Annotated in this window: 21 protein-coding genes and 1 tRNA gene; 10 read left to right on the top strand and 12 right to left on the bottom strand. The window is 71.9% G+C overall.

Annotation, left to right across the window (positions count from 1 at the left end; translation table 11 throughout):
- Positions 1-421: 421 nt before the first annotated feature.
- The 9 genes from KF823_12495 to rsmD all read right to left on the bottom strand — a co-directional run bounded on the left by KF823_12495 (position 422) and on the right by rsmD (position 8,296).
- Positions 422-1,861 carry a mechanosensitive ion channel gene (locus tag KF823_12495; GenBank protein MBX3726723.1) on the bottom strand — a complete coding sequence of 480 codons (1,440 nt, stop codon included), beginning with the start codon at positions 1,859-1,861 and terminating at the stop codon, positions 422-424.
- On the bottom strand, positions 1,843-2,253 hold the full coding sequence (locus tag KF823_12500) for an MAPEG family protein (protein MBX3726724.1): 411 nt from the start codon (positions 2,251-2,253) through the stop codon (positions 1,843-1,845). The genes KF823_12495 and KF823_12500 overlap by 19 nt, the downstream gene beginning before the upstream one ends.
- Positions 2,254-2,257: 4 nt before the next feature.
- Positions 2,258-2,728, bottom strand: a complete 471-nt coding sequence (locus KF823_12505) for a DUF4920 domain-containing protein (protein MBX3726725.1) — start codon at positions 2,726-2,728, stop codon at positions 2,258-2,260.
- A 169-nt stretch (positions 2,729-2,897) separates the two neighbouring features.
- Entirely contained in the window at positions 2,898-3,767 is an 870-nt protein-coding gene (locus KF823_12510; GenBank protein ID MBX3726726.1) for an MBL fold metallo-hydrolase, read from the bottom strand.
- Positions 3,764-5,482 (bottom strand): gamma-glutamyltransferase, encoded by a 1,719-nt coding sequence (gene ggt / locus KF823_12515; GenBank protein MBX3726727.1) that lies wholly within the window; start codon positions 5,480-5,482, stop codon positions 3,764-3,766. Before ggt ends, KF823_12510 begins: the two co-directional genes overlap by 4 nt.
- A complete protein-coding gene (locus KF823_12520; protein ID MBX3726728.1) occupies positions 5,479-5,733 on the bottom strand; it encodes a YfhL family 4Fe-4S dicluster ferredoxin in 255 nt (84 codons plus the stop codon). Before KF823_12520 ends, ggt begins: the two co-directional genes overlap by 4 nt.
- 84 nt (positions 5,734-5,817) lie before the next feature.
- Positions 5,818-6,315, bottom strand: coding sequence for a hypothetical protein (locus KF823_12525; GenBank protein MBX3726729.1), 498 nt, complete (start codon positions 6,313-6,315; stop codon positions 5,818-5,820).
- 80 nt (positions 6,316-6,395) lie between these two features.
- A complete protein-coding gene (coaD, locus tag KF823_12530; GenBank protein ID MBX3726730.1) occupies positions 6,396-6,884 on the bottom strand; it encodes a pantetheine-phosphate adenylyltransferase in 489 nt (162 codons plus the stop codon).
- 479 nt (positions 6,885-7,363) lie between these two features.
- Positions 7,364-8,296 carry a 16S rRNA (guanine(966)-N(2))-methyltransferase RsmD gene (gene rsmD, locus KF823_12535; GenBank protein MBX3726731.1) on the bottom strand — a complete coding sequence of 311 codons (933 nt, stop codon included), beginning with the start codon at positions 8,294-8,296 and terminating at the stop codon, positions 7,364-7,366.
- Between rsmD and ftsY the strand changes: the two genes are divergently transcribed.
- From ftsY to KF823_12555, 4 genes are all read left to right on the top strand, one after another.
- A complete protein-coding gene (gene ftsY / locus KF823_12540; protein ID MBX3726732.1) occupies positions 8,295-9,329 on the top strand; it encodes a signal recognition particle-docking protein FtsY in 1,035 nt (344 codons plus the stop codon). The genes rsmD and ftsY overlap by 2 nt on opposite strands.
- An 84-nt stretch (positions 9,330-9,413) precedes the next feature.
- Positions 9,414-10,511: a hypothetical protein gene (locus tag KF823_12545; GenBank protein MBX3726733.1), complete on the top strand. Its 1,098-nt coding sequence runs from the start codon at positions 9,414-9,416 to the stop codon at positions 10,509-10,511.
- Positions 10,507-11,553 carry an A/G-specific adenine glycosylase gene (gene mutY, locus KF823_12550; protein MBX3726734.1) on the top strand — a complete coding sequence of 349 codons (1,047 nt, stop codon included), beginning with the start codon at positions 10,507-10,509 and terminating at the stop codon, positions 11,551-11,553. Before KF823_12545 ends, mutY begins: the two co-directional genes overlap by 5 nt.
- Before the next feature lie 151 nt (positions 11,554-11,704).
- Positions 11,705-11,974, top strand: a complete 270-nt coding sequence (locus KF823_12555) for an oxidative damage protection protein (GenBank protein MBX3726735.1) — start codon at positions 11,705-11,707, stop codon at positions 11,972-11,974.
- 13 nt (positions 11,975-11,987) lie between these two features.
- Here KF823_12555 and KF823_12560 read toward each other — a convergent pair whose 3' ends face one another.
- Positions 11,988-12,401, bottom strand: a complete 414-nt coding sequence (locus KF823_12560) for a hypothetical protein (protein MBX3726736.1) — start codon at positions 12,399-12,401, stop codon at positions 11,988-11,990.
- A gap of 198 nt (positions 12,402-12,599) precedes the next feature.
- Between KF823_12560 and KF823_12565 the strand changes: the two genes are divergently transcribed.
- The 4 genes from KF823_12565 (at position 12,600) to KF823_12580 (ending at position 16,108) form a co-directional block, all read left to right on the top strand.
- Positions 12,600-12,675, top strand: a tRNA-Phe gene (locus KF823_12565).
- A gap of 418 nt (positions 12,676-13,093) precedes the next feature.
- Positions 13,094-13,759 (top strand): bifunctional (p)ppGpp synthetase/guanosine-3',5'-bis(diphosphate) 3'-pyrophosphohydrolase, encoded by a 666-nt coding sequence (locus tag KF823_12570; GenBank protein MBX3726737.1) that lies wholly within the window; start codon positions 13,094-13,096, stop codon positions 13,757-13,759.
- 399 nt (positions 13,760-14,158) lie between these two features.
- Positions 14,159-14,881, top strand: a complete 723-nt coding sequence (locus KF823_12575; protein ID MBX3726738.1) for a DNA alkylation repair protein — start codon at positions 14,159-14,161, stop codon at positions 14,879-14,881.
- Between the two features lie 141 nt (positions 14,882-15,022).
- Positions 15,023-16,108: a S41 family peptidase gene (locus KF823_12580; protein ID MBX3726739.1), complete on the top strand. Its 1,086-nt coding sequence runs from the start codon at positions 15,023-15,025 to the stop codon at positions 16,106-16,108.
- 100 nt (positions 16,109-16,208) lie between these two features.
- On the opposite strand, the gene KF823_12585 is transcribed toward KF823_12580, so the two are convergent.
- On the bottom strand, positions 16,209-17,093 hold the full coding sequence (locus KF823_12585) for a YihY/virulence factor BrkB family protein (protein ID MBX3726740.1): 885 nt from the start codon (positions 17,091-17,093) through the stop codon (positions 16,209-16,211).
- 180 nt (positions 17,094-17,273) lie between these two features.
- Here KF823_12585 and KF823_12590 point away from each other — a divergent pair, with 180 nt between their 5' ends.
- Both KF823_12590 and KF823_12595 read left to right on the top strand, forming a co-directional pair.
- Entirely contained in the window at positions 17,274-18,080 is an 807-nt protein-coding gene (locus tag KF823_12590) for an SDR family NAD(P)-dependent oxidoreductase (GenBank protein MBX3726741.1), read from the top strand.
- A gap of 221 nt (positions 18,081-18,301) precedes the next feature.
- Positions 18,302-19,351 carry a saccharopine dehydrogenase NADP-binding domain-containing protein gene (locus KF823_12595; protein ID MBX3726742.1) on the top strand — a complete coding sequence of 350 codons (1,050 nt, stop codon included), beginning with the start codon at positions 18,302-18,304 and terminating at the stop codon, positions 19,349-19,351.
- 499 nt (positions 19,352-19,850) lie between these two features.
- Here the strand turns inward: KF823_12595 and KF823_12600 are convergent, their stop codons facing one another.
- A complete protein-coding gene (locus KF823_12600; GenBank protein MBX3726743.1) occupies positions 19,851-22,004 on the bottom strand; it encodes a CotH kinase family protein in 2,154 nt (717 codons plus the stop codon).
- Positions 22,005-22,028 lie beyond the last annotated feature (24 nt).

The raw sequence follows: 22,028 nt of genomic DNA on the forward strand, positions 1-22,028 counted from the left end.
CGCGGGAGAGGGGAGCAGCGTGCGCTCCGAATCCCGAATCCCGAATCCCGAATCCCGAATCCCGAATCCCGAGTCCCGAATCCCGAGTCCCGAATCCCGAATCCCGAGTCCCGAATCCCGAGTCCCGAGTCCCGAGTCCCGAGTCCCGAGTCCCGAATCCCGAGTCCCGAATCCCGAGTCCCGAATCCCGAATCCCGAGTCCCGAATCCCGAATCCCGAGTCCCGAATCCCGAATCCCGAGTCCCGAGTCCCGAGTCCCGAGTCTCGAATCCCGACTGCCGAACCCCGAGTCCCGATGACCAGTACGGCCAACCGAACACAGAGCCGTCCGGCCAGAACGCGGCGACACCGCACTTCTCCCCTCCCCCGCCTGCGGGGGAGGGGCCGGGGGAGAGGGACGGGGCGGAGCCTGATCCCCGCCCTACTCGCGCGGGCCGTCGGCGCGCAGCAGGTTGTCCTCGCCATGCTGGCGCGCCTCGTCCTCGACCTGGGCGTCGATGTGGACTTCGGGGGCGATGTCGGCTGCGGCTGCGGGCTCTGCGGGCGCTCGCGGCGAGCGGCCGGCGGAGGCTGCCGGCGACGATCCTGGCGCAACCGGCGTCACCACGGTCGGGGTGGAACCGGGCATCGACGCCGCCCCCGACTGGCTGAGCTGGACCCGGTAGATCGGCTCGGGCAGGTCCATGCCGGCGCCCTCCAGCGCCGCCTTGACCGCCTGGATGGCCTCGCTCTGCACCTTGCCGAACGAAGCCCGGCGCTGGTCGACCCAGGCGCTGCAGCGCAGCGTCACGCTGGAGTCGGCCAGCGCTCGCACCAGCATCGCGGGCGGCGGCTGGGCGATCACGCCGGGCGTGCCGGCCAGGGCGGCCAGGCACAGCTCGCGGGCGCGGCACAGGTCCTCGCCATTGCCGATGCCGAACTCGAACACGAAACGCCGGGTCGGGTTGCGCGTGTAGTTGAGGATCACCGCCTTGAACACCAGGGCGTTCGGCAGGCGCAGGTGGTTGCCGTCCAGGGTGATCAGGGTGGTGGCGCGCGCGGTCAGCGTCGCCACCCGGCCCTCGTGGCCGTCGATCACGACGTGGTCGTTGGGCGCGAACGGCTGGCGCAGGCTGAGCAGGATGCCGGCGATGTAGTTCTCCACCAGGTCCTTGAACGCGAAGCCGACCGCCAGGCCGACGATGCCCGCCGCGCCCAGCACCGCGCCGACCAGGGCGGTCGCGCCCAGCAGGTCCAGCGCCACCAGCACGCCCATCACGGTCACCGCCAGGCGCAGCGCCTGGTGCATGAGGTCGGTGAGGAAGGGATTGCGGCTGAAGCGGCGCAGCGGCGCCAGCACACGCACCAGCAACCCGCCCAGCAGGTGCAGGCCGACCACGATCGCCAGCGCCAGGCCCAGCAGCGGCAGGGCGACGATCAGCCTGCGCAGGCGCTCCATGCCGTCCGCCAGCACCGGCGCAAGGCGTCGCTCAAGCGCGGTTTCCAGATACACCCGATTGTCCACAGCGACCACGCCGTCGACCGCGTTGGCGAGCTGGCCCGCCACGTCGATCATCGCCTCGGTATCGACGCTGCCGCGCAGGGTGGCCAGTCCGGAGGTGACCTCGACACGGATGCCGGCCAACGCCGGCACGCGCACCATCACCGCCTGCACACGCCGCGCAAGGTCGGCATCGCCCTGCGCCAGGCGCTCGATCTCGGCGGCCACCGCAGGATCGCTGGCCGGGTCGTCGTCGACCTGCGCCGCGTCGGGGCCATCGGCATCGGCCGGCGGCGCCTGCGCCGCGACCGCCGCCGCGCCCGCCAGCCACAGGGCCAGCGCCAGCGCGGCCAGCAACCGGATCAGGCGGTCAGCAGCCACCAGGCCACGCTCTGCCACAGCAGCACCAGCGCCATGGCGGCGATCGCCAGCCAGGTCAGCACGGTGCCGAACACGCGGCCGTTGCTGGTTCCGGCGGTGCGCGACAGGCCCGCCGCGTGCAGCACCCGGCCCAGGACCAGGGCGATGCCGAACGCGTGCAGCCACAGGGGCACCGTCGCCAGCAGTTCGAGCACCAGCAGCAGCACCAGGGCCAGCGGGATGTTCTCGGCGAAGTTGGCGTGCACGCGAACGCGCAGCGCGAGCGCCTTGTCGCCGCCGTCGCCGATGCCGATGCGGGCGCGCCGACGGTACATGACCACGCGGGCGGCAAGGGCCAGCATCAGCAATGCCAGCAGCGCCGCATAGAAGGCGGTGACGCGCGGCATCATCACGGCGTCAGCCTGCCGGCTGCAGTTCGACGCTATACGCGTCGATGCGGTACTCGACCTGCGGGCCGCTCACCGATGAAGGGTCGTCGCCGGCGTCTTCGGCCAGGTGCCGGGCGAAGCTCTCGCTCAGCGTGCGCTGGCCGAGCGTGCCGTAGACCACGGCATTGCCGCTGCTGTCCATGGGCAGGAAGAAGGCGTGGTTGGTGAACACGCGCGCGCTGCGCTCGCCGTCGGCCAGCACCAGCCAGCAGCCCTTGTTCTGGCAGACCTGGGTGATGCGGCCCTCGAACTTGGCGCGGCGGCGCAGGAACGGGCCGGCATCGTCCAGCACCGAGCCGATCGCGGCCGGCCGCCCAAGGGGCATGGCCTCGCCGTAGACGTGGCTGCCGCTGGCGGTGATCTGCGGCGTGCTGGCGCCCTCGCCCGCGGCCAGCGCGGCCGTGGCGGAAAGCAGCAGGGGCAGGAACAGACGCTTCATCGGAAAACTCCCTGGGTGGTCCCGCCGGGGGCCGGCGATGGATGCCGGCCAGTGTAGCGGCGCAGGCGACGCTTGCGCCGCATGGAGATTCCGTCTCCCCGCGACCGCTGGTGCCGCGCGCGCAAGCTCAGGCGAGCAGCGCGATGCCGCGAACCCGGTCGCCGTCCGCTCAGGTCGCCAGCGGCCAGTCGACCAGCCGTTCGACCGGATCGACCGCCAGGTACTTGCCGCGTGGATCGCGCGCCAGCCGGGCCATCGCGCAGCCCGGGTCGTGCGTGAAGAACAGCCGCACGCCGCGCGCCAGCATGTCCACCAGGAAGGCCTGCTTCTCGTCGATCAGGCGCTCGGGCCAGCGGTCGTAGCCCATGGTGACCGGCAGGTGCACCCAGGGCCGGCCAGGGATGAGGTCGGCGCAGAACACCACGCCGCCTTCCGGCGAGACGATCTCCGAGAGCATCAGGCCCGGTGTGTGGCCATCGCTGTAGTGGAAGCGCACCGCCTCGCCCAGGGTGGCGCTGTGCGCGCCCTCGACCAGTTCCAGGCGGCCGGAGTCGCGCAGCAGCGGCGCCAGCTCCGGGATGAACGAGGCGCGGTCGCGCGGGTGCGGGTCGAGCGCACGCTGCCAGTGCGCGGCACCGACCAGGAAGCGCGCGTTCGGGAACAGCAGTTCCGGCGCTGCGCCCTCGCGCCAGGCGGCGAGCAGGCCGCCGGCGTGGTCGAAATGCAGGTGCGAGAGCACCACAACGTCGATGTCCTGGTGGCCCAGGCCGGCCTCGGCCAGCGAATCCAGCAGCCGGTGCCGTTCCTCGACGACGCCGAAGCGCTCGCGCATGCGCGGCTCGAAGAAGGCGCCGATGCCGGTCTCGAACAGCACCGTGCGGCCGGCGAGGTCGCGCGCCAGCAGCGCCCGGCAGGCCAGGGGCACGCGGTGCGCCTCGTCGGGCGGCAGCCACTGGCCCCACAGCGCGCGCGGCACGTTGCCGAACATTGCGCCGCCGTCCAGGCGCTGGCTGTTGCCGTCGATCGACCACAGCCTCATGGTTCGCGCACCTCGCCGCGCCCGGACGACCAGCGCGGATCGGCGGCCGCTTCCAGGCTGTCGTCGGCGTGGTTCCAGATCACCACCTGCATGTTGCCCCAGTCGCGCTCGCCGACGTTGACCGTGTGGCCCATCTCCTTTAGCGCGGCGATGGTCGCCTCGTCCAGGGCGCCCTGCTCGGCCGAGATCGCGTCGGGCAGGTACTGGTGGTGGATGCGCCGGGCCGAAACCACGGCCTGCGCGTCCTTGCCGTCGATCACCTCGAGCAGGCCGAGCAGCACCATGGTGATGATGCGGCTGCCGCCCGGCGTGCCGATCACCGCGGTGCGATCGTCGCCGATCACGAAAGTGGGCGTCATCGACGACAGCATGCGCTTGCCCGGCGCCGGCGCGTTCGCCTCGCGACCGATCAGGCCGTAGGCGTTCGGCGCGTCCGGCACCAGCGCGAAGTCGTCCATCTCGTTGTTGAGCAGCACGCCGGTGCCCGGCACCACGAAACCCGAGCCGTACGGCAGATTGACGCTCAGCGTCGCGGCCACCAGGTTGCCCTCGGCGTCGATCACCGAGAAGTGCGTGGTGTCGCTGCCGCGCGGCGCGTTGTCGGTTCCCGGCAGCATGGCGCTGGGCGTCGCCCGGTCGAGCAGGATGGAGGCGCGCAGGCCGGCCGCATAGTCGGTGCTGAGCAGCTTTCGCAGCGGCATCTCGACGAAATCCGGATCGCCCAGGTAGATGCCGCGGTCGCGGTAGCCGCGGCGCAGCGCCTCGGCGAGCAGGTGGGTGCGCGGCGCGGGATCCAGCGCCGGCAGGTCCCAGCGGCGCAGGATGTTCAGCACCTGGGCGATCACCACGCCACCCGACGAGGGCGGCGGCGAGGTCACGATGCGGTGGCCGCGGTAGTCGATGACCAGCGGCTCGCGTTCCTTGACCTGGTAGGCGGCGAGGTCGTCCAGCGTCCAGCTGCCGCCTGCCTCGTTGACGCCGGTCACCAGGCGGCGCGCCGTGTCACCGGCGTAGAACCCCTCATGACCGTGCTTGGCCAGGCGCTCGATGGTGCGCGCCAGGTCGAGCTGGCGGATCACGTGACCCTCGGCGGGATTCTCGCCGGCATCCAGGAACTGCCGGGCGCTGGAACGCCAGCGGCGCAGCACCTCGACCCGGTAGCCCATCAGGGCGCGGTACTTGTCGTCGACCGGGAAGCCCTCGCGGGCCAGGCGGATGGCGGGCGCCAGCGAGGTCTCCAGGGGCAGCTTCCCGTAGTGCTCGGCCAGCCAGGCCAGCCCCGCCGGCTGGCCGGGAATGCCCGCAGCCAGCGGCCCGTTGACGCTGCGGTCGCGGTCGGGCTTGCCGTCGTCGTCCAGGTACCAGTCCAGGCTGACCGCCGCCGGCGCGGTCTCCCGGGCATCGATGAAGACTTCCTTGCCGTCGCTGGCGCGGCGCACAAGGAAGAAGCCGCCGCCGCCGATGCCCGAACTGGCCGGCTCGACCACGGCCAGCGCCATGGCGACCGCCACCGCGGCGTCGAAGGCGTTGCCGCCGGCCGCCAGCACCTCGTGGCCCGCTTCCGTCGCCAGGTGGTGGGCACTGGCGATGCCGGCCCTCCCGGGACCGGCAGCGGCTTCCGGCGCCGCCGCCGGGGTGGCCGCCGGTGTGGCCGACAGCAGCAGCGCGGGAAACATCAGGGCGGCGGCCAGCAGGACGCGGCGGGCGAGGGTCATGGCGTGATTCCGGTCAGTCGGTGGTACTTGGCCAGCAGCTGGGCCTGGTCCTCGACCTGGTCGGGGTCGGGCAGGCAGCACTCCACCGGGCATACCGCCTGGCATTGCGGCTCGTCGAAGTGGCCGACGCATTCGGTGCAGCGCGCCGGGTCGATCTCGTAGATGGATTCGCCCTGGTGGATCGCCTGGTTCGGACATGCCGGTTCGCAGACGTCGCAGTTGATGCACAGGTCGGTGATGCGCAGGGCCATGGTGTCGAGGCAGGGCGGGTCGGGCGACCCGCCGGGTGGCCGGAAGGCCGGTGCGGCAGGGCCGCACCGGCGCTGTGTGATGGCTCAGCTGCCGAACTCGAGGAAGATGAACTCGGCGCCGGAGCCGGCGATCGCGGCCTCGGCGGCGGCGCGGTCCTCGGCGCGGCCCACGAAGACGACGCGGGCGCCCCGCAGCCGGTTCTCCGGCAAGCCTTCGAAGATCTCGGGCATGTGCCGGGCCATCAGCGCCGAGTCGCGCGAACCGAAGGCCAGCACGGTGTCCTTCAGCACGCCGCGCTGCAGGGTGTTGTTGGCGTTGTCGATGGTGCGCATCCGGGTCTCGTCGTCGTCGGACGGGCTCAGGTAGACGGCGAACGGCGGCACGCCGCGGCGCACGCGGACGTGGTGGCCGACCATGCGGCTGATGTACTGGCGCCACTCGCCGTCTTCCTGCGAGGTCGGCAGGGTCGGCGATGGCCGCGCGGCGGGCTCGGCCGGCGCTGAGCCTTCCCGGTTGCAGCCGGCCAGGGCCAGCAGGCCCAGCAGCAGCGCAAACAGGGGCAGTCGGGAAACTCGGGACATCGTTGGCTCTCCTTGGCTCCGGGCGGCAGGATCGTCCCTGCGGACGACGGTTCCGAGTATAGCGCCGGCGCGCGGCAGGATCAGGCGAAACGCCGCTGCAGGGCCGCCCACACCACCGGATGCACGAAGCCGGAGACGTCGCCACCGAACCGGGCGACCTCGCGGACCAGCGAGGAGGAGATGAAGCTCCACTGCTCGGCGGGCGTCAGGAACAGGGTCTCCGCTTCCGGGATGAGGTGGCGGTTCATGCTGGCCAGCTGGAACTCGTACTCGAAGTCGGAGACGGCGCGCAGGCCACGCAGGATCACCCCGGCGCCGAGATCCCGCACGAAGTCCGCCAGCAGCACCCGGTAGCCGACCACCTCGACGCCTGCGATGCCGGCCAGCGCCTGGCGGGCCAGGTCGATGCGCTCGTCCAGGGAGAAGCTGGGACCCTTGACCGGGTTCTCGGCGACCGACACCACCAGCCGGTCGAACAGCGGCGCGGCGCGTTCCACCAGGTCGATATGGCCGTTGGTGAGCGGATCGAAGGTGCCCGGGTAGACGGCGATGCGGGGGTTGGCGGGCATGGCTGGGTGGACCCCTCGGACCGGTGGGCGCGTGGCCGCAGGTTAGCCGAGGCGGGTCGGGGGGCGCTATGTGGGGAGGAGCCGGGACTCGGGACTCGGGACTCGGGACTCGGGACTGGGGGGACCGGGGACCGGGGACCGGGGACCGGGGATCGGGGACTTGGGGCTTGGGACTTGGGGCTTGGGACTTGGGGCTTGGGACTTGGGGCTTGGGACTTGGGGCTTGGGACTTGGGACTTGGGACTTGGGACTTGGGACTTGGGACTTGGGACTTGGGACTTGGGACTTGGGACTTGGGACTTGGGACTTGGGACTTGGGACTTGGGACTTGGGACTGGGGACTTGGGACTTGGGACTTGGGACTTGGGACTTGGGACTGGAGACTGGAGACTGGAGACTGGGGGCTGGAGACTGGGTTGGGGTTGGGGCTGGGGTTGGGGCTGGGGTTGGGGCTGGGGCTGGGGCTGGGGAGTTTGAGCTCAGGGCTGCTCGGGGGCGGGGCGGGCGTCGGTGGCGCGGTAGAGGGCGCATTGCACCTGGCCGGCTGTCAGGCTGCGCCAGGGCGTGGCCGACAGGGGCGCGGGGCCGCCGCGTGGCCATTCAACGTACAGCCAGGCGGACGGCGCCAGCCAGCCGTTGGCGAGCAGGGCAGCCAGCGCGGGTGCCAGCAGGCCGGCGTCGTAGGGGGGGTCCAGGAAGACCAGATCGAAGGGCGCCAGAGGTGGCCTGCGCAGCCACTCCAGGGCATCGGCCGCGACCACCTGCACGGTATCGCCTGTCGCGAGCAACTCGACATTCGCGCGCAGCACCGCAAGCGCGCGCGGGTCGCGTTCGACCAGGGACACGTGCGCAGCGCCGCGGGAGGCGGCCTCCAGGCCCAGGGCACCGGTACCCGCGAACAGGTCCAGGCAACGGCTGCCCTCGACCACCGGCGCCAGCCAGTTGAACAGGGTCTCCCTCACCCGGTCAGGGGTCGGTCGCAGGCCCGGCACATCGGCCACCGGCAGGCGCCGGCCGCGCCAGGTGCCGGCGATGATGCGGACCCTGCCCGGCGCTGCGCGTGTCGCGCGCGCGATCAAGGCAGCGGCTCCGACCGGCAGCCGGCGACGTCGGGTCGCGGCGTCCGCGGGGCGGGTGTTCCAGGCGGTCTGGGCGTCGGCATTTCCGGGGCCTCGATAAGCCAAGGGGATGGATGCGCAGCGGCCGGCCGGTACGCCGACCGTCCGACGCTCCGGCTCTCCGGCGCGGCGGCGTTGCGTCTCCCGGCCGGCGGCGGTCCGGGCCTTGCGGTTGCGGCGGCGTTCCCCGGCCACGGCGACTCTGAGCCGGCGCTGATCGCAGGCGCCCACACCCGGATCGTGCGCCCGCGACGGGCTGTTAGCATACCGGTCCGTCCCAGCCCCGCCCGCCATGCTCGGCCTGTTCCGCAAGAAGCCCACCGACCAGCCTGCCGCCGGCGATCCCGCCGCGGACAAGGCCGTCCAAGCCCCGGCAGCCGCCGCGCCCGCTGCGGAACCCGCAGCGCCCGCCCGCGGCGGCTGGCGCCAGCGCTTGTCCGGCAGCGCCCTGGGCGTCGGCCTGCGCGCGCTGTTCTCGACCCGGCCGCCGCTGGACGAAGACCTGCTGGAGAGTCTGGAGACCGCCCTGCTCACCGCCGACGTCGGCGTGCCGGCGACCACCGCCCTGATCGAGGCGCTGCGCACCGAGATGCGCGCCCGCCGCTACCGCGATTCCGACGACCTGATGGCCGATCTCAAGGCGCGCCTGCGCGCCCTGCTGGCACCGGTCGCGCGACCGCTGCAGGTCGACCCCGCGCGCGCGCCGTTCGCGATCCTGATGGTCGGCGTCAACGGCGTCGGCAAGACCACCACCATCGGCAAGCTGGCCCGGCGCCTGTCCCGCGAAGGCCACAACGTGGTGCTGGCCGCCGGCGACACCTTCCGCGCCGCCGCCGTCGCCCAGCTCGAGACCTGGGGCGAACGCACCGGCGTGCAGGTGTTCTCGCAGGGCCAGGGCGCCGATTCCGCGTCGGTGATCTTCGATGCACTGAAGGCCGCGCAGGCGCGCGGCGCCGGTGTGCTGGTCGCCGACACCGCCGGCCGCCTGCACACCCAGGCGGGCCTGATGGACGAGCTCTCCAAGGTTCGCCGGGTGATGGCCAAGGCCGACACCGGCGCGCCGCACGAGGTGTTGCAGGTGATCGACGGCAGCACCGGCCAGAACGCCGTCAACCAGGTGCGGCAGTTCCGCGAGGCCGCCCAGGTCACCGGCCTGGTGGTCACCAAGCTGGACGGCACGGCCAAGGGCGGCGTGGTGTTCGCGCTGGCCCGCGAGTTCGGCCTGCCGATCCGCTTCATCGGCCTGGGCGAGGGCGCCGAAGACCTGCAGCCGTTCGACCCGGACGCCTTCGTCGATGGCCTGCTGCCCGACGACGGGGCACGCTGAGTCATGTCGCGGGCCCGGATATGTCATGAGGACGCGTGGCGAGGCCGTAGAGATGATCGGCGGCCGCAGTAGCGGCGTCGTGAAATGCCCGGGCTAGGCCGGCGCCTGCTGGCCGTGGCCGCCCTGCTGGCGGTGCTGGCCGGTGCCACCTTCCTCACCGCCCGCTGGCTGCTGCGTCCCGACAACCTGGCGCGCACCCTGGTCGCCTGGGTCGAGCGGGAGCTCGACGCCACCCTGGTGCTGGACGCGCCGCCCGGCCTGCGCCTGGTGCCGCGCCTGCAACTGACCCTGGAACAGGTCCGCGTTGAACGCGCCGGGCAACCGCTGGCGGCGGCGCGCGAGTTGCGCCTCGCCCTGCCCTGGTCGGCGCTGTGGAACGGCGGCCTGGCGGTCGACAGCCTGCTGCTGCGCCGGCCGGAACTGGATTGGCAAGGCCTGCTGGCCCTGCTGCGCGACCTGCAGCCGGCGTCCCCCGCCAGCCCCCGCCGGACCAGCCTGCCCAGCATTGCCGTGGGTCTGCGCGTGGAGGACGGCGTGCTCAGCTCGGGCGTGGCGGGCAATGGCGGCTGGCGGCTGGACCAGGTGTCGCTGGTGACCACGCCGCTGCGGGACGGCCGCACCTTCCGAATCGACGCCGGCGCCCGCCTGCGCGGCGAAACCACGCGCACCCTGTCGTTGTCCGCCGCCGGTCGGCCTCAGACCGGTGCGGAGGGCCTGCGCCTGGACGAGCTGTCGATCCGCCTGGTGGTGGGCGCCGCCGACGGACCGCTGGACCAGGGCGTGGTGGTCGAGACCAGCGGCGCCCTGACCCTGGCCGATGGCGCCATCGCCGCCGCCGACCTGCAGTTGCGCGTGCCAGCCTGGCCGGACGGTGTTCCGCTGCCGCCCGGCGTGCAGGCCGGCGTGCCCGTGGGCCTCACCCTGGTCCTGCCGTCGGGCGCCGAGTCGGCCGACCTCGACCTGCGCCAGGACGGCCTGGCCCTGCACGCCCGCCTGCACGCCAGCGAACTGCAGCAGGCGCTGGGCAGCCTCGGCCAACCGCTGGCGGCCCTGGCCGCGGTGCGCGGCCACTGGCGCCTGGATCGCCTGGCCACCGGTGGCGTGACCATCGAAGGCGTCGAGCTGGACATCGTGCCGCTGCCGGACACTGGCCCAGGCAGCCAGACCCTTGGCGACGATTGAGCCCCTTCCAGGCTTCGCCGCGCGCCTGCTGCGCTGGCACGCCAGCCACGGCCGCCACAACCTGCCCTGGCAGCAGCCGCGCACCCCCTACCGGGTGTGGCTGAGCGAGATCATGCTGCAGCAGACCCAGGTCGCCACCGTCATCCCCTACTTCCAGCGCTTCGTCGACGCCCTGCCCGACCTCCCGGCGCTGGCCGCCGCGCCCCAGGACCAGGTGCTGGCCCTGTGGTCGGGCCTGGGTTACTACAGCCGCGCGCGCAACCTGCATGCCGCCGCGCGCGCCTGCATGGAACGCCACGGCGGCGAGCTGCCGAGCGATGTCGAGGTGCTGGCCGGCCTGCCCGGCATCGGCCGTTCGACCGCCGGCGCCATCGCCGCCCAGGCGTACGGCATCGCCGCGCCGATCCTGGACGGCAACGTGCGCCGGGTGCTGTGCCGCAGCCATGGCATCGACGGCTTCCCGGGCAGCGCCGCGGTCGAGAAGCGGCTGTGGCAGCTCGCCCGTGAGCTGCTGCCGGCGAACGATCCGGCCGACTACACCCAGGCGCAGATGGACCTGGGCGCCACCGTCTGCACCCGCGCCCGTCCGGCCTGCCTGCGCTGTCCCCTGGCTGCGGACTGCCGCGCGCTGGCCAGCGAGCGCGTCGCCGAGCTGCCCCAGCCAAGGCCGCGCAGGTCGCTGCCCGAGCGCAGCGCGCACTGGCTGTTGCTGGTCGACCCCGGCGGCCCGCGCGTGCTGCTGGAGCGCCGCCCCGAGCAGGGCCTGTGGGGCGGCCTGTGGTCGCTGCCGGAATTCCCCGACCGTCAGGCGCTGGACGGCGCCGTCGCCCTGCTCGGCCTGCGCCACGACCGGGCGACCCCGCTGCCGCCGGTGCGCCACCTGTTCACCCACTTCGCGCTGACTGCCCAGCCCTGGCAGGTCGAGGCGCCGGCATCCGCCATCGCGGAACCGGGACGGCAACGCTGGCTGGCCGGCGACGCGCTGGCCGACACCGGCCTGCCGCAGCCGGTGCGCAGGCTGCTGGTGGGCGTGCTGCGCTGAACCGGACCGGCACCAGGTGCCGGAAGACATGTCCACAGACGGCTCGGCGCCAAGGACCTGGGACCCACGCAGTCGCGTCCATCCCTGCGCAGGGGCGCGGAGCCGCCGCGCCGGCAATGGCCACGGCACCCGCACCCCCTACAATGTCGCCATGCGCACCGTGCACTGCGAAAAACTCGGCCAAGAACTGCCCGGTCTGGACTTCCCGCCCTGGCCCGGCGAACTGGGCCAGCGGATCTTCAACGGCATCAGCAAGGACGCCTGGAGCCAGTGGCTGGCCCACCAGACCATGCTGATCAACGAGAACCGCCTGTCGCCGCTGGACCGCTCGACGCGCACCTTCCTGGCCGCCGAGATGGAGAAGTTCCTGTTCGGCGAAGGCGCGCAGCCGCCGGCAGGCTACGTGCCGCCGACCGACTGAGCCTGCGTTCCGCTCAGCGCTGCCGGATCGCGCGTATCTCGGTCCGCGCGGCCTTGTAGTCGATCGGCCGGATTCGCTCGATGCGGCAGCGCACACCCTCGACGATCACGCTGTCGAAGCGGCTGCGCAGCGAGTTCATGGTGCCGTCGAACATCACCACCCGCGCGAACTCCAGGCCCAGGCAGGGCCCGCCAATGTCGAGCAGGTACCAGCGATTCAGGCGCGCCTCCAGCAACAGCATGTCCTGGTTGACCGGCTGCCAGCTGATCAGCCGGAAGCTGCGGATCTGGTCGACCGGCTCGCCGGCATGGGCCTGGTAGATGGCCAGTTCGCGCTGCTGGAATTCGCGGCGCTCGGCCAGGCTTGCGCAGCCGACCATCAGCAGGGCAACCAGGACGGTGAGGCAGGCGGTACGCAGGCGGGACATGGTGGGCTCCTTCGGCCGAGGGCTGTCGACTGGCGCGCAACCGAGCGTGCCCGACCCCTGCAAGGTCGGATGATGCCGGCAAAACGTCGCAGCCCGCCGGATGCGGTTCAGCGCGGCGCCAGCTTGACGGCGCCGGCCCCGACCGCTTTAATACGCGGCCCGTCCCGGCCGTCCCGCCGGATCCACGACGGAACCCGTGGCCGGGTAGCTCAGTTGGTAGAGCAGGGGATTGAAAATCCCCGTGTCGGCGGTTCGATTCCGTCCCCGGCCACCATCGCAGGGCCCGCCTCGCCGGGCATTGCGGGGTCGGAAAAAGGTCGGACCCGACCGCCGCAGCGCCAAGTCCGGCCCGTATCAGGCAGCGCTGGCCACCAGGGCGACGCCCTTCCGCATTCCTCTGCACCAACCTGACGACCGGGCCGCGGGCGCCGGCGCAGCGTGCGCGCGCCGACCACAGGCCGGGTCGCTTGAACTGCCCCTGGCTCGCCGTCAACGCGGCATCCATGCCCGCGACAAGGCCGGGGACAGCGCCCCGCACACCAGTCCCGCCAGCGCGGCCGCGGACCGAACCCTGGCGATTGCCGCGAGGAACGGCACCCGGAACGTTCCGGCCGCGCCGGGCCGTCCGCCCCGATGAGACGCCTGGCCAGCAAGATGCAAGCCCTGCCGAACAGCCAACAGGAGATGCCCCCATGACCGTCCTGACCAGCCGCTTCACCCGCGCCGTCGACCATGCGCGCATTGCCCACGCCGCACAGTTCCGCAAGGGCTCGGGCACGCCCTACCTCTACCACCTGCTCAGCGTCGCCGGCCTGGTGCTGGACTACGGCGGCGACGAGGACCAGGCCATCGCCGGCCTGCTGCACGACCTGCTGGAGGACTGCGGCAGCGGCCACGAGGCGCTGATCCGCGCCGAGTTCGGCGAGCGCGTGGCCGCCATGGTCAGGCACTGCACCGACGGCAGCGCCGAGGCGAAGGCTGAAGCCACCACGCCCGAAGCGAAACGCGCGAACTGGCTCGACCGCAAGCTGGCCTACCTGGACCACCTTGCCGAGGAGCCGCTGGACGCCCTGCTGGTCGGCGCCTGCGACAAGCTCCACAACGCCCGCGCCATCCTCGCCGACCTGCACGGCGACGCCGGCCTCGCCGTGTTCGACCGCTTCACCGCCGGCCGGCTGGGCACCCTGCAGTACTACCAGGCCCTGGCCGAGGTCGCGCTGCGCCGCGCAGGCGAGGGCGGCGCGCGGTTCCACGAGCTGGCGCGGGAACTGGACCGCACCGTGGCCGAAATGCATACCCTGGCCGGGGCGCAGCAGCGGGTGGCGCTGGCGGCAGGGTCGTTGTCCGGCGAGGGATGACGGAAGCCCGACCCGAGGGCGCGGTTGGACAGCCGGGAGCGGCGCGTCCGCCCCGATTTGCGCCAGGCGATGCATGGCGTCGCGATTCGGCAGGTGGCGATCGCCGGCGTCCCACCCCGACCTTGCGTCGACGCCGGGCAGTTGCTGCCCGCCCGCAACCTGCCAATTGACGCGCCCGCGGCAACGCTGAAGACTCATCGGCCATCGGCAGCCGCTTGGTCCTCCTTGCCCTGCCGACCGCTCCAGCTCAGGCACCCGACGACCCCGCCAAGGAAGACGTCTGGTCCTGGCAAGCCCGTCGCCCGTCGGGACGCGGTCGGGGTTGTGGCGGCTTATCGGACCACCGTGGTGCGGAACGCTGCTCCGCGCTCCCGGACGCCAGCAACCAGGAGAGTCCAGATGACCGTATCCGAGGTTCTCGCCCTGCTCGAGTCCGAGCGCGACGAGCGTGGCGTGAATAACTGGGAAAAGCTGGGGCGCGGGACCGCCGGATTGCGGAGCCATGGGATCGGACTCACGCGCCTGCGCAAGCTGGCGAAGCAGATCGGTCGCAACAGGGACCTGTCGCTGGCGCTCTGGCGGACCGACGTCTACGACGCCCGGGTCGTCGCCCTTCTCATCGACGATCCTGCGCAGATCACCCGCGAGCAGGCCGAGCGGCAGGTCGAGGAACTGGCTGGCGGCATGCTGGCGCACGTGTTCGCCTCCTGCGACGCGACGCTGGCCAAGACCCCTTTCATGGTCGAACTCGCCGAGGCCTGGGTCCGGAGCGACGACCCGGTCCGCCGCGATTGCGGGTTCGGACTGCTCTACGAGGCGTCGAAGCTGTCCGGGAAGAAAGCCCCGGGCGACGGGTTCTTTCTGGCCCAGGTGCAGCGCATCGCGAACACCATCGACGGTGAGCCGGAAAACGTCCGCCTTGCCATGGCTGCGGCGCTGATGGGCATCGGGAAACGCAACGCGACGTTGAACCAGGCTGCGCTGAGGGTCGCGCAGGATGTGGGGCCGATCGAATTCACCTCCGCCAACGGAACATGCGAGCCGTTCGACGTCGCGAAGCATCTCACCACGGATCGGCTGAAGGAGAAGCTGGGCCTGCAGGTGCCGCGCGTCGCCGGCTAGCGGTTCCTTCCAGCCGATGCCGGCCTCTGGAACCCACCTCCCCTCCCCGTCACCAGGGCGCTCCACTGAATCCAGGCGCCCTCCTGCCGGCATCCATGTCCGGGAAGCGTCGCGATGTCGCGGCGCAAACAGGAGTGATCGATGGTCAGGTTCGACAGCGCTTGGGTTCTGGTCCGCGTATGTGCGGTGGTGTGGGGGTTGGCGCTTGAACCCACCACGGCCCTCGGGCAGCCGGGGCCGCCCCCTGACCCGGCCTCGGTCGGCATGACCGCAGAGCAGAACAGCGCCGTGGTGCTCGCCCTGGCGACCGTGCTGCGCGAGCGCTTCGCGTTCGAGGAGCGCGGCGCGGCCGCAGCGCGGCAGGTCGAGGCGATGGAGGCCGCCGGCGCCTTTCGCGAGGCGCGCAATGCGGCGCAGTTGCTGGACCTGATCTCGGCCCGGATCGCCCCCATCGTCGACGACCGCCATTTCCGAGCCCGCTATATGGGGCCGGAGGCCGTCGCCGGGTTCAGCGAAGCCGGGCCGTCAGCGGAGGACACCGCCCTCTACCACGAGGAGGTACGCCTGCGCGGGGGTGAGATTCCGGAGGTGCGCTGGCTGGCGGGCAACGTGGGATACCTGCGCATCAGGATGTTCCTGGACACGCCGCCCAGCACCGAAAGGCTGGCTGCGGCGATGGCCATGCTCGTCGACACCGGCGCGCTCATCATCGACGTGCGCGGGGCGCCGGGCGGCGAACCCGCTGGCGTCGCCAACGCGATCGGCCATCTGGTGAGCGAACGCACACCGACGGTGCACCTGCAGGTCCGATTCGATCCGGACTCCAGCCGCAGCTTCCACGCCGAGCCCCGGACACCGGGATTCATCGGCAAGCCGGTGTATGTCCTGACCGATGGGCGCACCGCCTCCGGCGCCGAGGAGTTCGCCTACGACCTGCAGGCCATGGGGCGCGCGACCCTGGTCGGCGAGACCACGCGTGGTGCCGCGACGCCGGGCGGATACCGGCCGCTGGCGCACGGCTTCGTCGCCTTCATTCCCATGGGGATCGTGACCCAGGCCATCACCGGCGGCAACTGGGAAGGCGTCGGCGTGGTGCCGGACGTCGAGGTGCCGGCTGCGGAGTCCCTGGAACGGGCGCACCGCCTGGCGCTGGAAGCCATCCTCGAGCGTGCGCAAGGCGTGCACCGCGAAATCGCGGAAGAAGGCCTTGCTTCGCTGAAGCCATAGGTTCGGGGTCAGGTTCACTCCCGCGCTTCCGGCAGGCGGAAGCCCGGCATCCCGGCGCCACCAGTCCGTCCCGATTGCGGATGCGGCTGGTGTCCGGTCTTCAGCCAGCCTGACCCTTCTCCACCTCCCGCGCGCCGATCACCCGCGCGTGCGCGTTCGGCCGGATCGGCTCGCCGCGGAGCTCGGCGAGCAGGTGGGTGAGTTCGGCACCCAGCAGCAGGATCAGACCGGAGTAGTAGACCCAGACCAGCAGCACGACCACGGCGCCGGCCGGGCCGTAGGCGCCGCCGACGCTGCTGTGGTCCAGGTACAGGCCGATGCCGGCCTTGCCGACCGCGAACAGCGCGGCGGTCAGGGCGCCGCCGATCAGGGCGTCGCGCTTGCGGATCACGGCGTCGGGCAGGAAGTGGTAGACGGCGGCGAAGATCACCGTGAACAGGGCGAACGAGAAGCCCGCTTCCATCAGGCGCCAGGCCAGGGTGTCGCCGCTGACATACAGGGCGATCGCGGCACTGGCCAGCAGGGAGATCACCAGCAGCACCACCAGGCTGAGCAGCAGGCCGATCGCCTGGGCGCGTGAGCGCAGCCAGCCCAGCCAGGCGCGACGCGGCGCTGGCTCCAGACCCCAGATGCGGTTGAGCGCGCCCTGCAACTGCGCGAACACCGCCGAGGCGGCGAACAGGGTGACGCCCAGGCTGACCAGGCCTGCGATGTTGCCGAAGCCGGGGCGCTGGCTGGCGTTGGCGATGACCAGGTCGGCGGTGCCGGCGGCGCGCTCGCCGACCAGGTCGGCGAGGCCGGCGACCAGGCGCTCCTGCAGGGCCGGGTCCAGCGAGCTGGCCAGCCACAGGGTGAGCACCAGCAACGGCGCGAACGAAAGCGCGGCCCAGAACGCCAGGGCCGCGGCGCGGGTCAGCAGTTCGTCGCTGCCGATGTCGGCGAGCAGGCGCTTGATCGCTCCTGCGGTGGTCCGGACCTTGCTCATCGCGGCTTCCGTGGCGTTCGTGGCATACAGCTTAGCCGGCGCTGGCGTGTCCGCTTCGCGAACGGGGCCCAGGTCGCGATGGCACCGTCGTCCCCGATCATCCGACCCGGCGTCAGCCGATGCTGATCGCCGTTCCATACCGTTGCGTATAGACTGCCCGCCAGCATCCGGACGAAGGCCATGGCCCAGGGCGAACGCATCCTGATCACCGGCGCCGGCAGCGGCCTGGGCCGCGCGCTGGCGCTGCGCCACGCCGCGCTCGGCGACCGTGTGGTGTGCGCCGACATCGAGCCGGCGCGCGCGCTGGAGACCGCGGCGATGATCGAGGCCACCGGTGGCCATGCGCTGGCCCTGGCGGTCGACGTCGCCGACCCCGCCAGCGTCGACACCCTGTGCGGCGAGATCGAAGCGCTGTGGGGCGGCATCGACGTGCTGGTGAACAACGCCGGCGTGAGCAGCGCCGGCAGCGTCGCCGATACCGGCCTGGACATCTGGCGCTGGACGCTGGACATCAACCTGATGGGCGTGGTGCACGGCTGCCGCAGCTTCCTGCCCGGCCTGCTGGCGGGCGGCCGCGGCCGGATCGTCAACATCGCTTCGTTCGCGGCGCTGGCCGGGGCGCCGGGCATCGCGCCCTATGCGGTGGCCAAGGCCGGGGTGGTGGTCCTTTCCGAATCGCTGCGCGCCGAACTGGACGGCAGCGGGGTCAGCGTCAGCGTCGCCTGCCCGTCGTTCTTCCCGACCCGGCTGCTGGAGAGCTTCCGGTCGCCGGCCGAGGGTTACCGGCACATGGCCGGCAAGCTGATGGCGGCCTCGCGCACCGATGCCGATTCGGTTGCGCGGATCATCATCGAGCAGGCGCGCGCTGGCCGCTTCCTTATCCTGCCGACGCCCGGCGAAGCCGGCCGCTGGCGCCTGAAGCGCTGGTTGCCCTCGGTCTACCACCGCCTGCTGATGCGGCGCGTGCGCGCGCGCCGCAGGCGCTGAGCCATGGGCCGATCGCCGGGCGCGAAAGACCGCGCGGATACGCGGGCCCGCACTCTTCGACCTGGCGGCCCGCACGGAATCGCCCGATCCGCCGATCGCTGCAAGGGCGGCGCGCATCCGCTGCCAGTTTCGAGGCGGGTGGACGACAGCCATGCCCCGACGGTTTCCAATCGCCATGACCGCGCCCGGCACGGGCGCACCGAATCAAGGACCCAGATGCCATGGCCAAGCTGCTGATCTACGGCGCCAACGGGTACACCGGACAACTGGTGGCGCGCCTGGCCGCGCAACGCGGCCTCGATGCGGTGCTGGCCGGACGCAACGCCCAGGCACTGTCCGCGCTGGCGACCGAGACCGGGTTCCCGGTGCGGGTGTTCGGGCTGGACGATGCCCAGGCATTGCGCGCGGGGCTGGACGGCATCGCCGCCGTGCTGCACTGCGCCGGGCCGTTCTCGAAGACCTGCGCGCCGATGCTGGAGACCTGCCTTTCGGCGGGCGTCCACTACCTGGACATCACCGGCGAGATCGACGTGTTCGCGCACTGTCATGGCCAGGACGGCCGGGCGCGGGCGGCCGGCATCGTGGTGCTGCCGGGCAGCGGCTTCGATGTCGTGCCCACCGACTGCCTGGCGGCGATGCTGCACCGGCGGCTGCCTTCGGCCACGCACCTGGTGCTGGCGTTCGAGGCCGGCGGCGGGCCCAGCCCAGGTACCGCCAGGACCAGCGTCGAGGGCCTGGCCGGCGGTGGCCGGGCACGCATCGATGGCGAGCTGCGCCGCGTGCCGCTGGCCTGGAAGTCGCGCAGCTTCCAGCGCGATGGCCAGCAGCGCACGGCGATGACGATTCCCTGGGGCGATGTCTACACGGCCCATGTGTCGACCGGGATCGCCAACATCGAGACCTACATGGCGGTGCCGCCGGCGACCATCGCCCGGGCGCGGCGGATGCGCCTGCTGCGACCGCTGCTGGCACTGGGCCCGGTGCAGCGCTGGCTGCTGCGCAGGGTCGATGCCAGCGTCCGCGGCCCGGACGCGGAGCGGCGCAGCCGCACCGGCTGCCATGTCTGGGGCGAGGTGCGCGACGAGGCAGGCCGGATGCTGTCGCTGGCCCTGGTCACGCCGAACGGCTACGACCTCACCGCCACCGCCTCCCTCGGCATCGCCGAGCGCGTGCTGCGCGGCGACGCGCCGGCGGGCTTCCATACCCCGTCGACGCTGATGGGCGCCGAGTACGTGCTCTCGCTGCCGGGCGTGCGTCTGGTCGGCGACTGACACGGGTCGACGCGCGGGGTCGGGCCGCTGCCGTCCCGTGCCGGCAGCGACCCGACAAACCGCGCCCGATACGTCGGTGCGTCGCGACCGCCATCGGCCCGAACGCCCTGGGGTCCCCCACCTGCGAACGCCCTTTGCAGCGCGTGCCCGCGGACCTGGAGCGATCAGCTGCCTTCGCGCACGCCCTCGCGCGCGGGACCGAAGCATCGGCTCCGAAGGACCGCCCTCTCCCCCAGCCCCTCTCCCGCGCCGCGGGAGAGGGGAGCAGATCACGCCCCGAACCCCGAACCCCGAACCCCGAACCCCGAACCCCGAACCCCGAACCCCGAACCCCGAGTCCCGAGTCCCGAGTCCCGGCTCCCGGCTCCCGAAAGAACAGCGGCACCCCACTTCTCCCCTCCCCCGCCTGCGGGGGAGGGGCCGGGGGAGAGGGCCCGCCGTGCCCGGTGGCGACCACCGCTCGGGGCGCCACCGAAACACCGCCCGATGCGCGAGCCCCCTACTCGAAGCCGTCGGCGAAGATCACGTCGCTGCCGCAGCTTGCCGCGTCGAACTGGCCGGGCGTGCCGAGGTCGGCACCGCTCGATGCCCAGGATCCGAAACCATCGCCCAGGGCCGACAACTGCCAGCCGGACACGTCGTTCTCGCCGATGAAGGGGCAGTCGGCCTGGCCGCTGCGGTTCTGGGTGCGGATGGTGCCGGGATAGGTCTGGTCGCCGTAGAAGAGGCGGTCGTGCAGCGCGGATGCGGCGTCGTACAGGTGGATCTGGTCGTTGCGCCCCAGGTTGTTGCCGCTGGTCGCGCCGAGCAGGCCGATCACCTTGACCTCGGGCGCCAGGCCCCAGGCCAGCCGGAAGCTCGCGGCGTCCGCCTCGGTGACGATCACCGACTCGCCCGGCTGCACCACGCCGAATGCCGACAGGTCGAACGCCCCTGGCACGGCATGGTCGTCGTCCATGCTCCAGCCGGTCATGTCGATCGGCGCCGCCGACAGGTTGGTGAACTCGATGAACTCGCCGTTGGCGCCGGCGTACATCCATTCGGTGATACGCATGCCATCGGTGCCGCCCAGCGCGTACTCCAGCATCAGCGGCCCGCGTTCGGCCAGGGCCGGCGAGAAACGCATCGAGGCGAATGCGTTGCCGGCGGTTGCCGACACGTACCAGGCGACGCGCTGCCCGGCACCACCGGCCAGCGGGAACTGCGCGCCGTACACCCCATCGCCGGCCGCGCCGTCGCCGGACTGGCCGTCGTCGCGCATCTCCGCCCAGCTGTAGCGGGCCGACGGCGACGGCCGCCAGTACAACCGCACCTGCGCCACCGTGCTGCCCGCGGGCTGCACGCGGGCGGTCGCCCAGACCGGCTCGCCGGGCTGCGGCGTGTCGCTCGACGCCGCCACCTCGCTGATCGCCGGGCCGACCGCGACCAGTTCGCCATTGCCGTTGAGGAAGGTCGCACGCTGGGTGACGAACGGCTGGATGCCGACCAGGGTGCCGCCCGCCAGTCCGGACAGACCCAGGTTGACCGTGCTGGTGAAGTTGTTCTGGAACAGCGCGTAGGTATAGATCTTCTTGGGGTCGGCCTGCACGTGCGACTCGATCAGCGCCCGGTGCGCGGCGAAGATCGGCTCGAAATAGGCCCAGCTCAGATCCTCGCGCACCGTGCGGTAGTGCGCCATGTAGCGCTGGCGCAGCTCGGGCACCGCCAGCACCCGGCTCAGCACCGGCTTGTTGGTCTGCGTGAAGTTGCGGTTGATCGCCCAGTTGGTCTGCGTGAAGGTCTCGTTGGCGTCGCGCTGCATCAGGTGCAGGCGTCCGTCCAGCGGGTCCGTATAGGTCATGAAGTCGCAGCCCTTGTTGATGTAGCTGTCGTCGTCGGTGAGCATGTTTTCCAGCACCACCGACCAGATCGACGGGTCGATCGCGAACAGGGCGTCGATGTCCTGCCAGTTGCCCAGCGGCGTGTTGCTCAGCGCGTTGGTGACGGCGATCAGCGAGGCGAGCGGATCGGGCAGTCCGCCGTCGTTCTGGATCTCGTAGGCGACGTAGTTGGCCGGGCTGGTACCGGCGTAGGCCAGGCCGGGTCCGTTCGGGCGATTGGCGCACTTGATGCGCAGGCCGTCGGCGTTGGCGAAGAAGTCGCGCAGCATCCGCTTGTCCGGCTGCTGGATGTTGTTGTACACGCCCCAGTTCTGGCCGTTCAGGGTGACCAGCACGTGGTTGGCGCGCGGGTTCGGCACGAAGCGCGCCACGAAGTTGTTGTAGACCACCTCGCGGGTGAAGGTGGGATCGCGGAAGCCGTTGTTGAGATTGATGTTGTCGTAGCCCTGCACGTCCTGGTTGCCGTGCACGTGGTCGACCTTGATCTTCAGCGAGAACTTCTCCGAGCCCGCCGGCAGCGCGGTGTACGAGGTGTTGCCGCGGATGCGCACGCCGACATCGGGATAAACCTGGCCGTCGATGGTCAGGTCGGCCAGGATGTAGGTCTCGGAGACATAGTTGTTGCGCAACCGCTGCATCCAGTCGGCGTCGTGGAACTGCAGGGCGACGGTGCGCAGCACCGTGGGGTCGTAGAGGTCCTGGGCACCGGCCAGGGTGGCCGGCAGGATCAGCAGGACGAGCAGACGGGCCAGACGACGTGGCGAAAAGGACATGATGGACGCTCCCCGGTGGCGCCG

Source organism: Lysobacterales bacterium (assembly GCA_019634735.1).
Taxonomy (GTDB): Bacteria; Pseudomonadota; Gammaproteobacteria; order Xanthomonadales; family UBA2363; genus Pseudofulvimonas.

What these genes read in the sequence shown, in the direction of transcription:
- KF823_12505 (MBX3726725.1), bottom strand. Translation starts at nt 2,728, where the DNA reads ATGAAGCGTCTGTTCCTGCCCCTGCTGCTTTCCGCCACGGCCGCGCTG.
- KF823_12560 (MBX3726736.1), bottom strand. Translation starts at nt 12,401, where the DNA reads ATGTCCCGCCTGCGTACCGCCTGCCTCACCGTCCTGGTTGCCCTGCTG.
- coaD (MBX3726730.1), bottom strand. Translation starts at nt 6,884, where the DNA reads ATGCCCGCCAACCCCCGCATCGCCGTCTACCCGGGCACCTTCGATCCG.
- KF823_12525 (MBX3726729.1), bottom strand. Translation starts at nt 6,315, where the DNA reads ATGTCCCGAGTTTCCCGACTGCCCCTGTTTGCGCTGCTGCTGGGCCTG.
- KF823_12575 (MBX3726738.1), top strand. Translation starts at nt 14,159, where the DNA reads ATGACCGTATCCGAGGTTCTCGCCCTGCTCGAGTCCGAGCGCGACGAG.
- KF823_12520 (MBX3726728.1), bottom strand. Translation starts at nt 5,733, where the DNA reads ATGGCCCTGCGCATCACCGACCTGTGCATCAACTGCGACGTCTGCGAA.
- KF823_12555 (MBX3726735.1), top strand. Translation starts at nt 11,705, where the DNA reads ATGCGCACCGTGCACTGCGAAAAACTCGGCCAAGAACTGCCCGGTCTG.
- KF823_12590 (MBX3726741.1), top strand. Translation starts at nt 17,274, where the DNA reads ATGGCCCAGGGCGAACGCATCCTGATCACCGGCGCCGGCAGCGGCCTG.
- KF823_12600 (MBX3726743.1), bottom strand. Translation starts at nt 22,004, where the DNA reads ATGTCCTTTTCGCCACGTCGTCTGGCCCGTCTGCTCGTCCTGCTGATC.
- KF823_12585 (MBX3726740.1), bottom strand. Translation starts at nt 17,093, where the DNA reads ATGAGCAAGGTCCGGACCACCGCAGGAGCGATCAAGCGCCTGCTCGCC.
- KF823_12545 (MBX3726733.1), top strand. Translation starts at nt 9,414, where the DNA reads ATGCCCGGGCTAGGCCGGCGCCTGCTGGCCGTGGCCGCCCTGCTGGCG.
- ftsY (MBX3726732.1), top strand. Translation starts at nt 8,295, where the DNA reads ATGCTCGGCCTGTTCCGCAAGAAGCCCACCGACCAGCCTGCCGCCGGC.
- KF823_12580 (MBX3726739.1), top strand. Translation starts at nt 15,023, where the DNA reads ATGGTCAGGTTCGACAGCGCTTGGGTTCTGGTCCGCGTATGTGCGGTG.
- KF823_12570 (MBX3726737.1), top strand. Translation starts at nt 13,094, where the DNA reads ATGACCGTCCTGACCAGCCGCTTCACCCGCGCCGTCGACCATGCGCGC.
- rsmD (MBX3726731.1), bottom strand. Translation starts at nt 8,296, where the DNA reads ATGGCGGGCGGGGCTGGGACGGACCGGTATGCTAACAGCCCGTCGCGG.
- KF823_12510 (MBX3726726.1), bottom strand. Translation starts at nt 3,767, where the DNA reads ATGAGGCTGTGGTCGATCGACGGCAACAGCCAGCGCCTGGACGGCGGC.
- ggt (MBX3726727.1), bottom strand. Translation starts at nt 5,482, where the DNA reads ATGACCCTCGCCCGCCGCGTCCTGCTGGCCGCCGCCCTGATGTTTCCC.
- KF823_12595 (MBX3726742.1), top strand. Translation starts at nt 18,302, where the DNA reads ATGGCCAAGCTGCTGATCTACGGCGCCAACGGGTACACCGGACAACTG.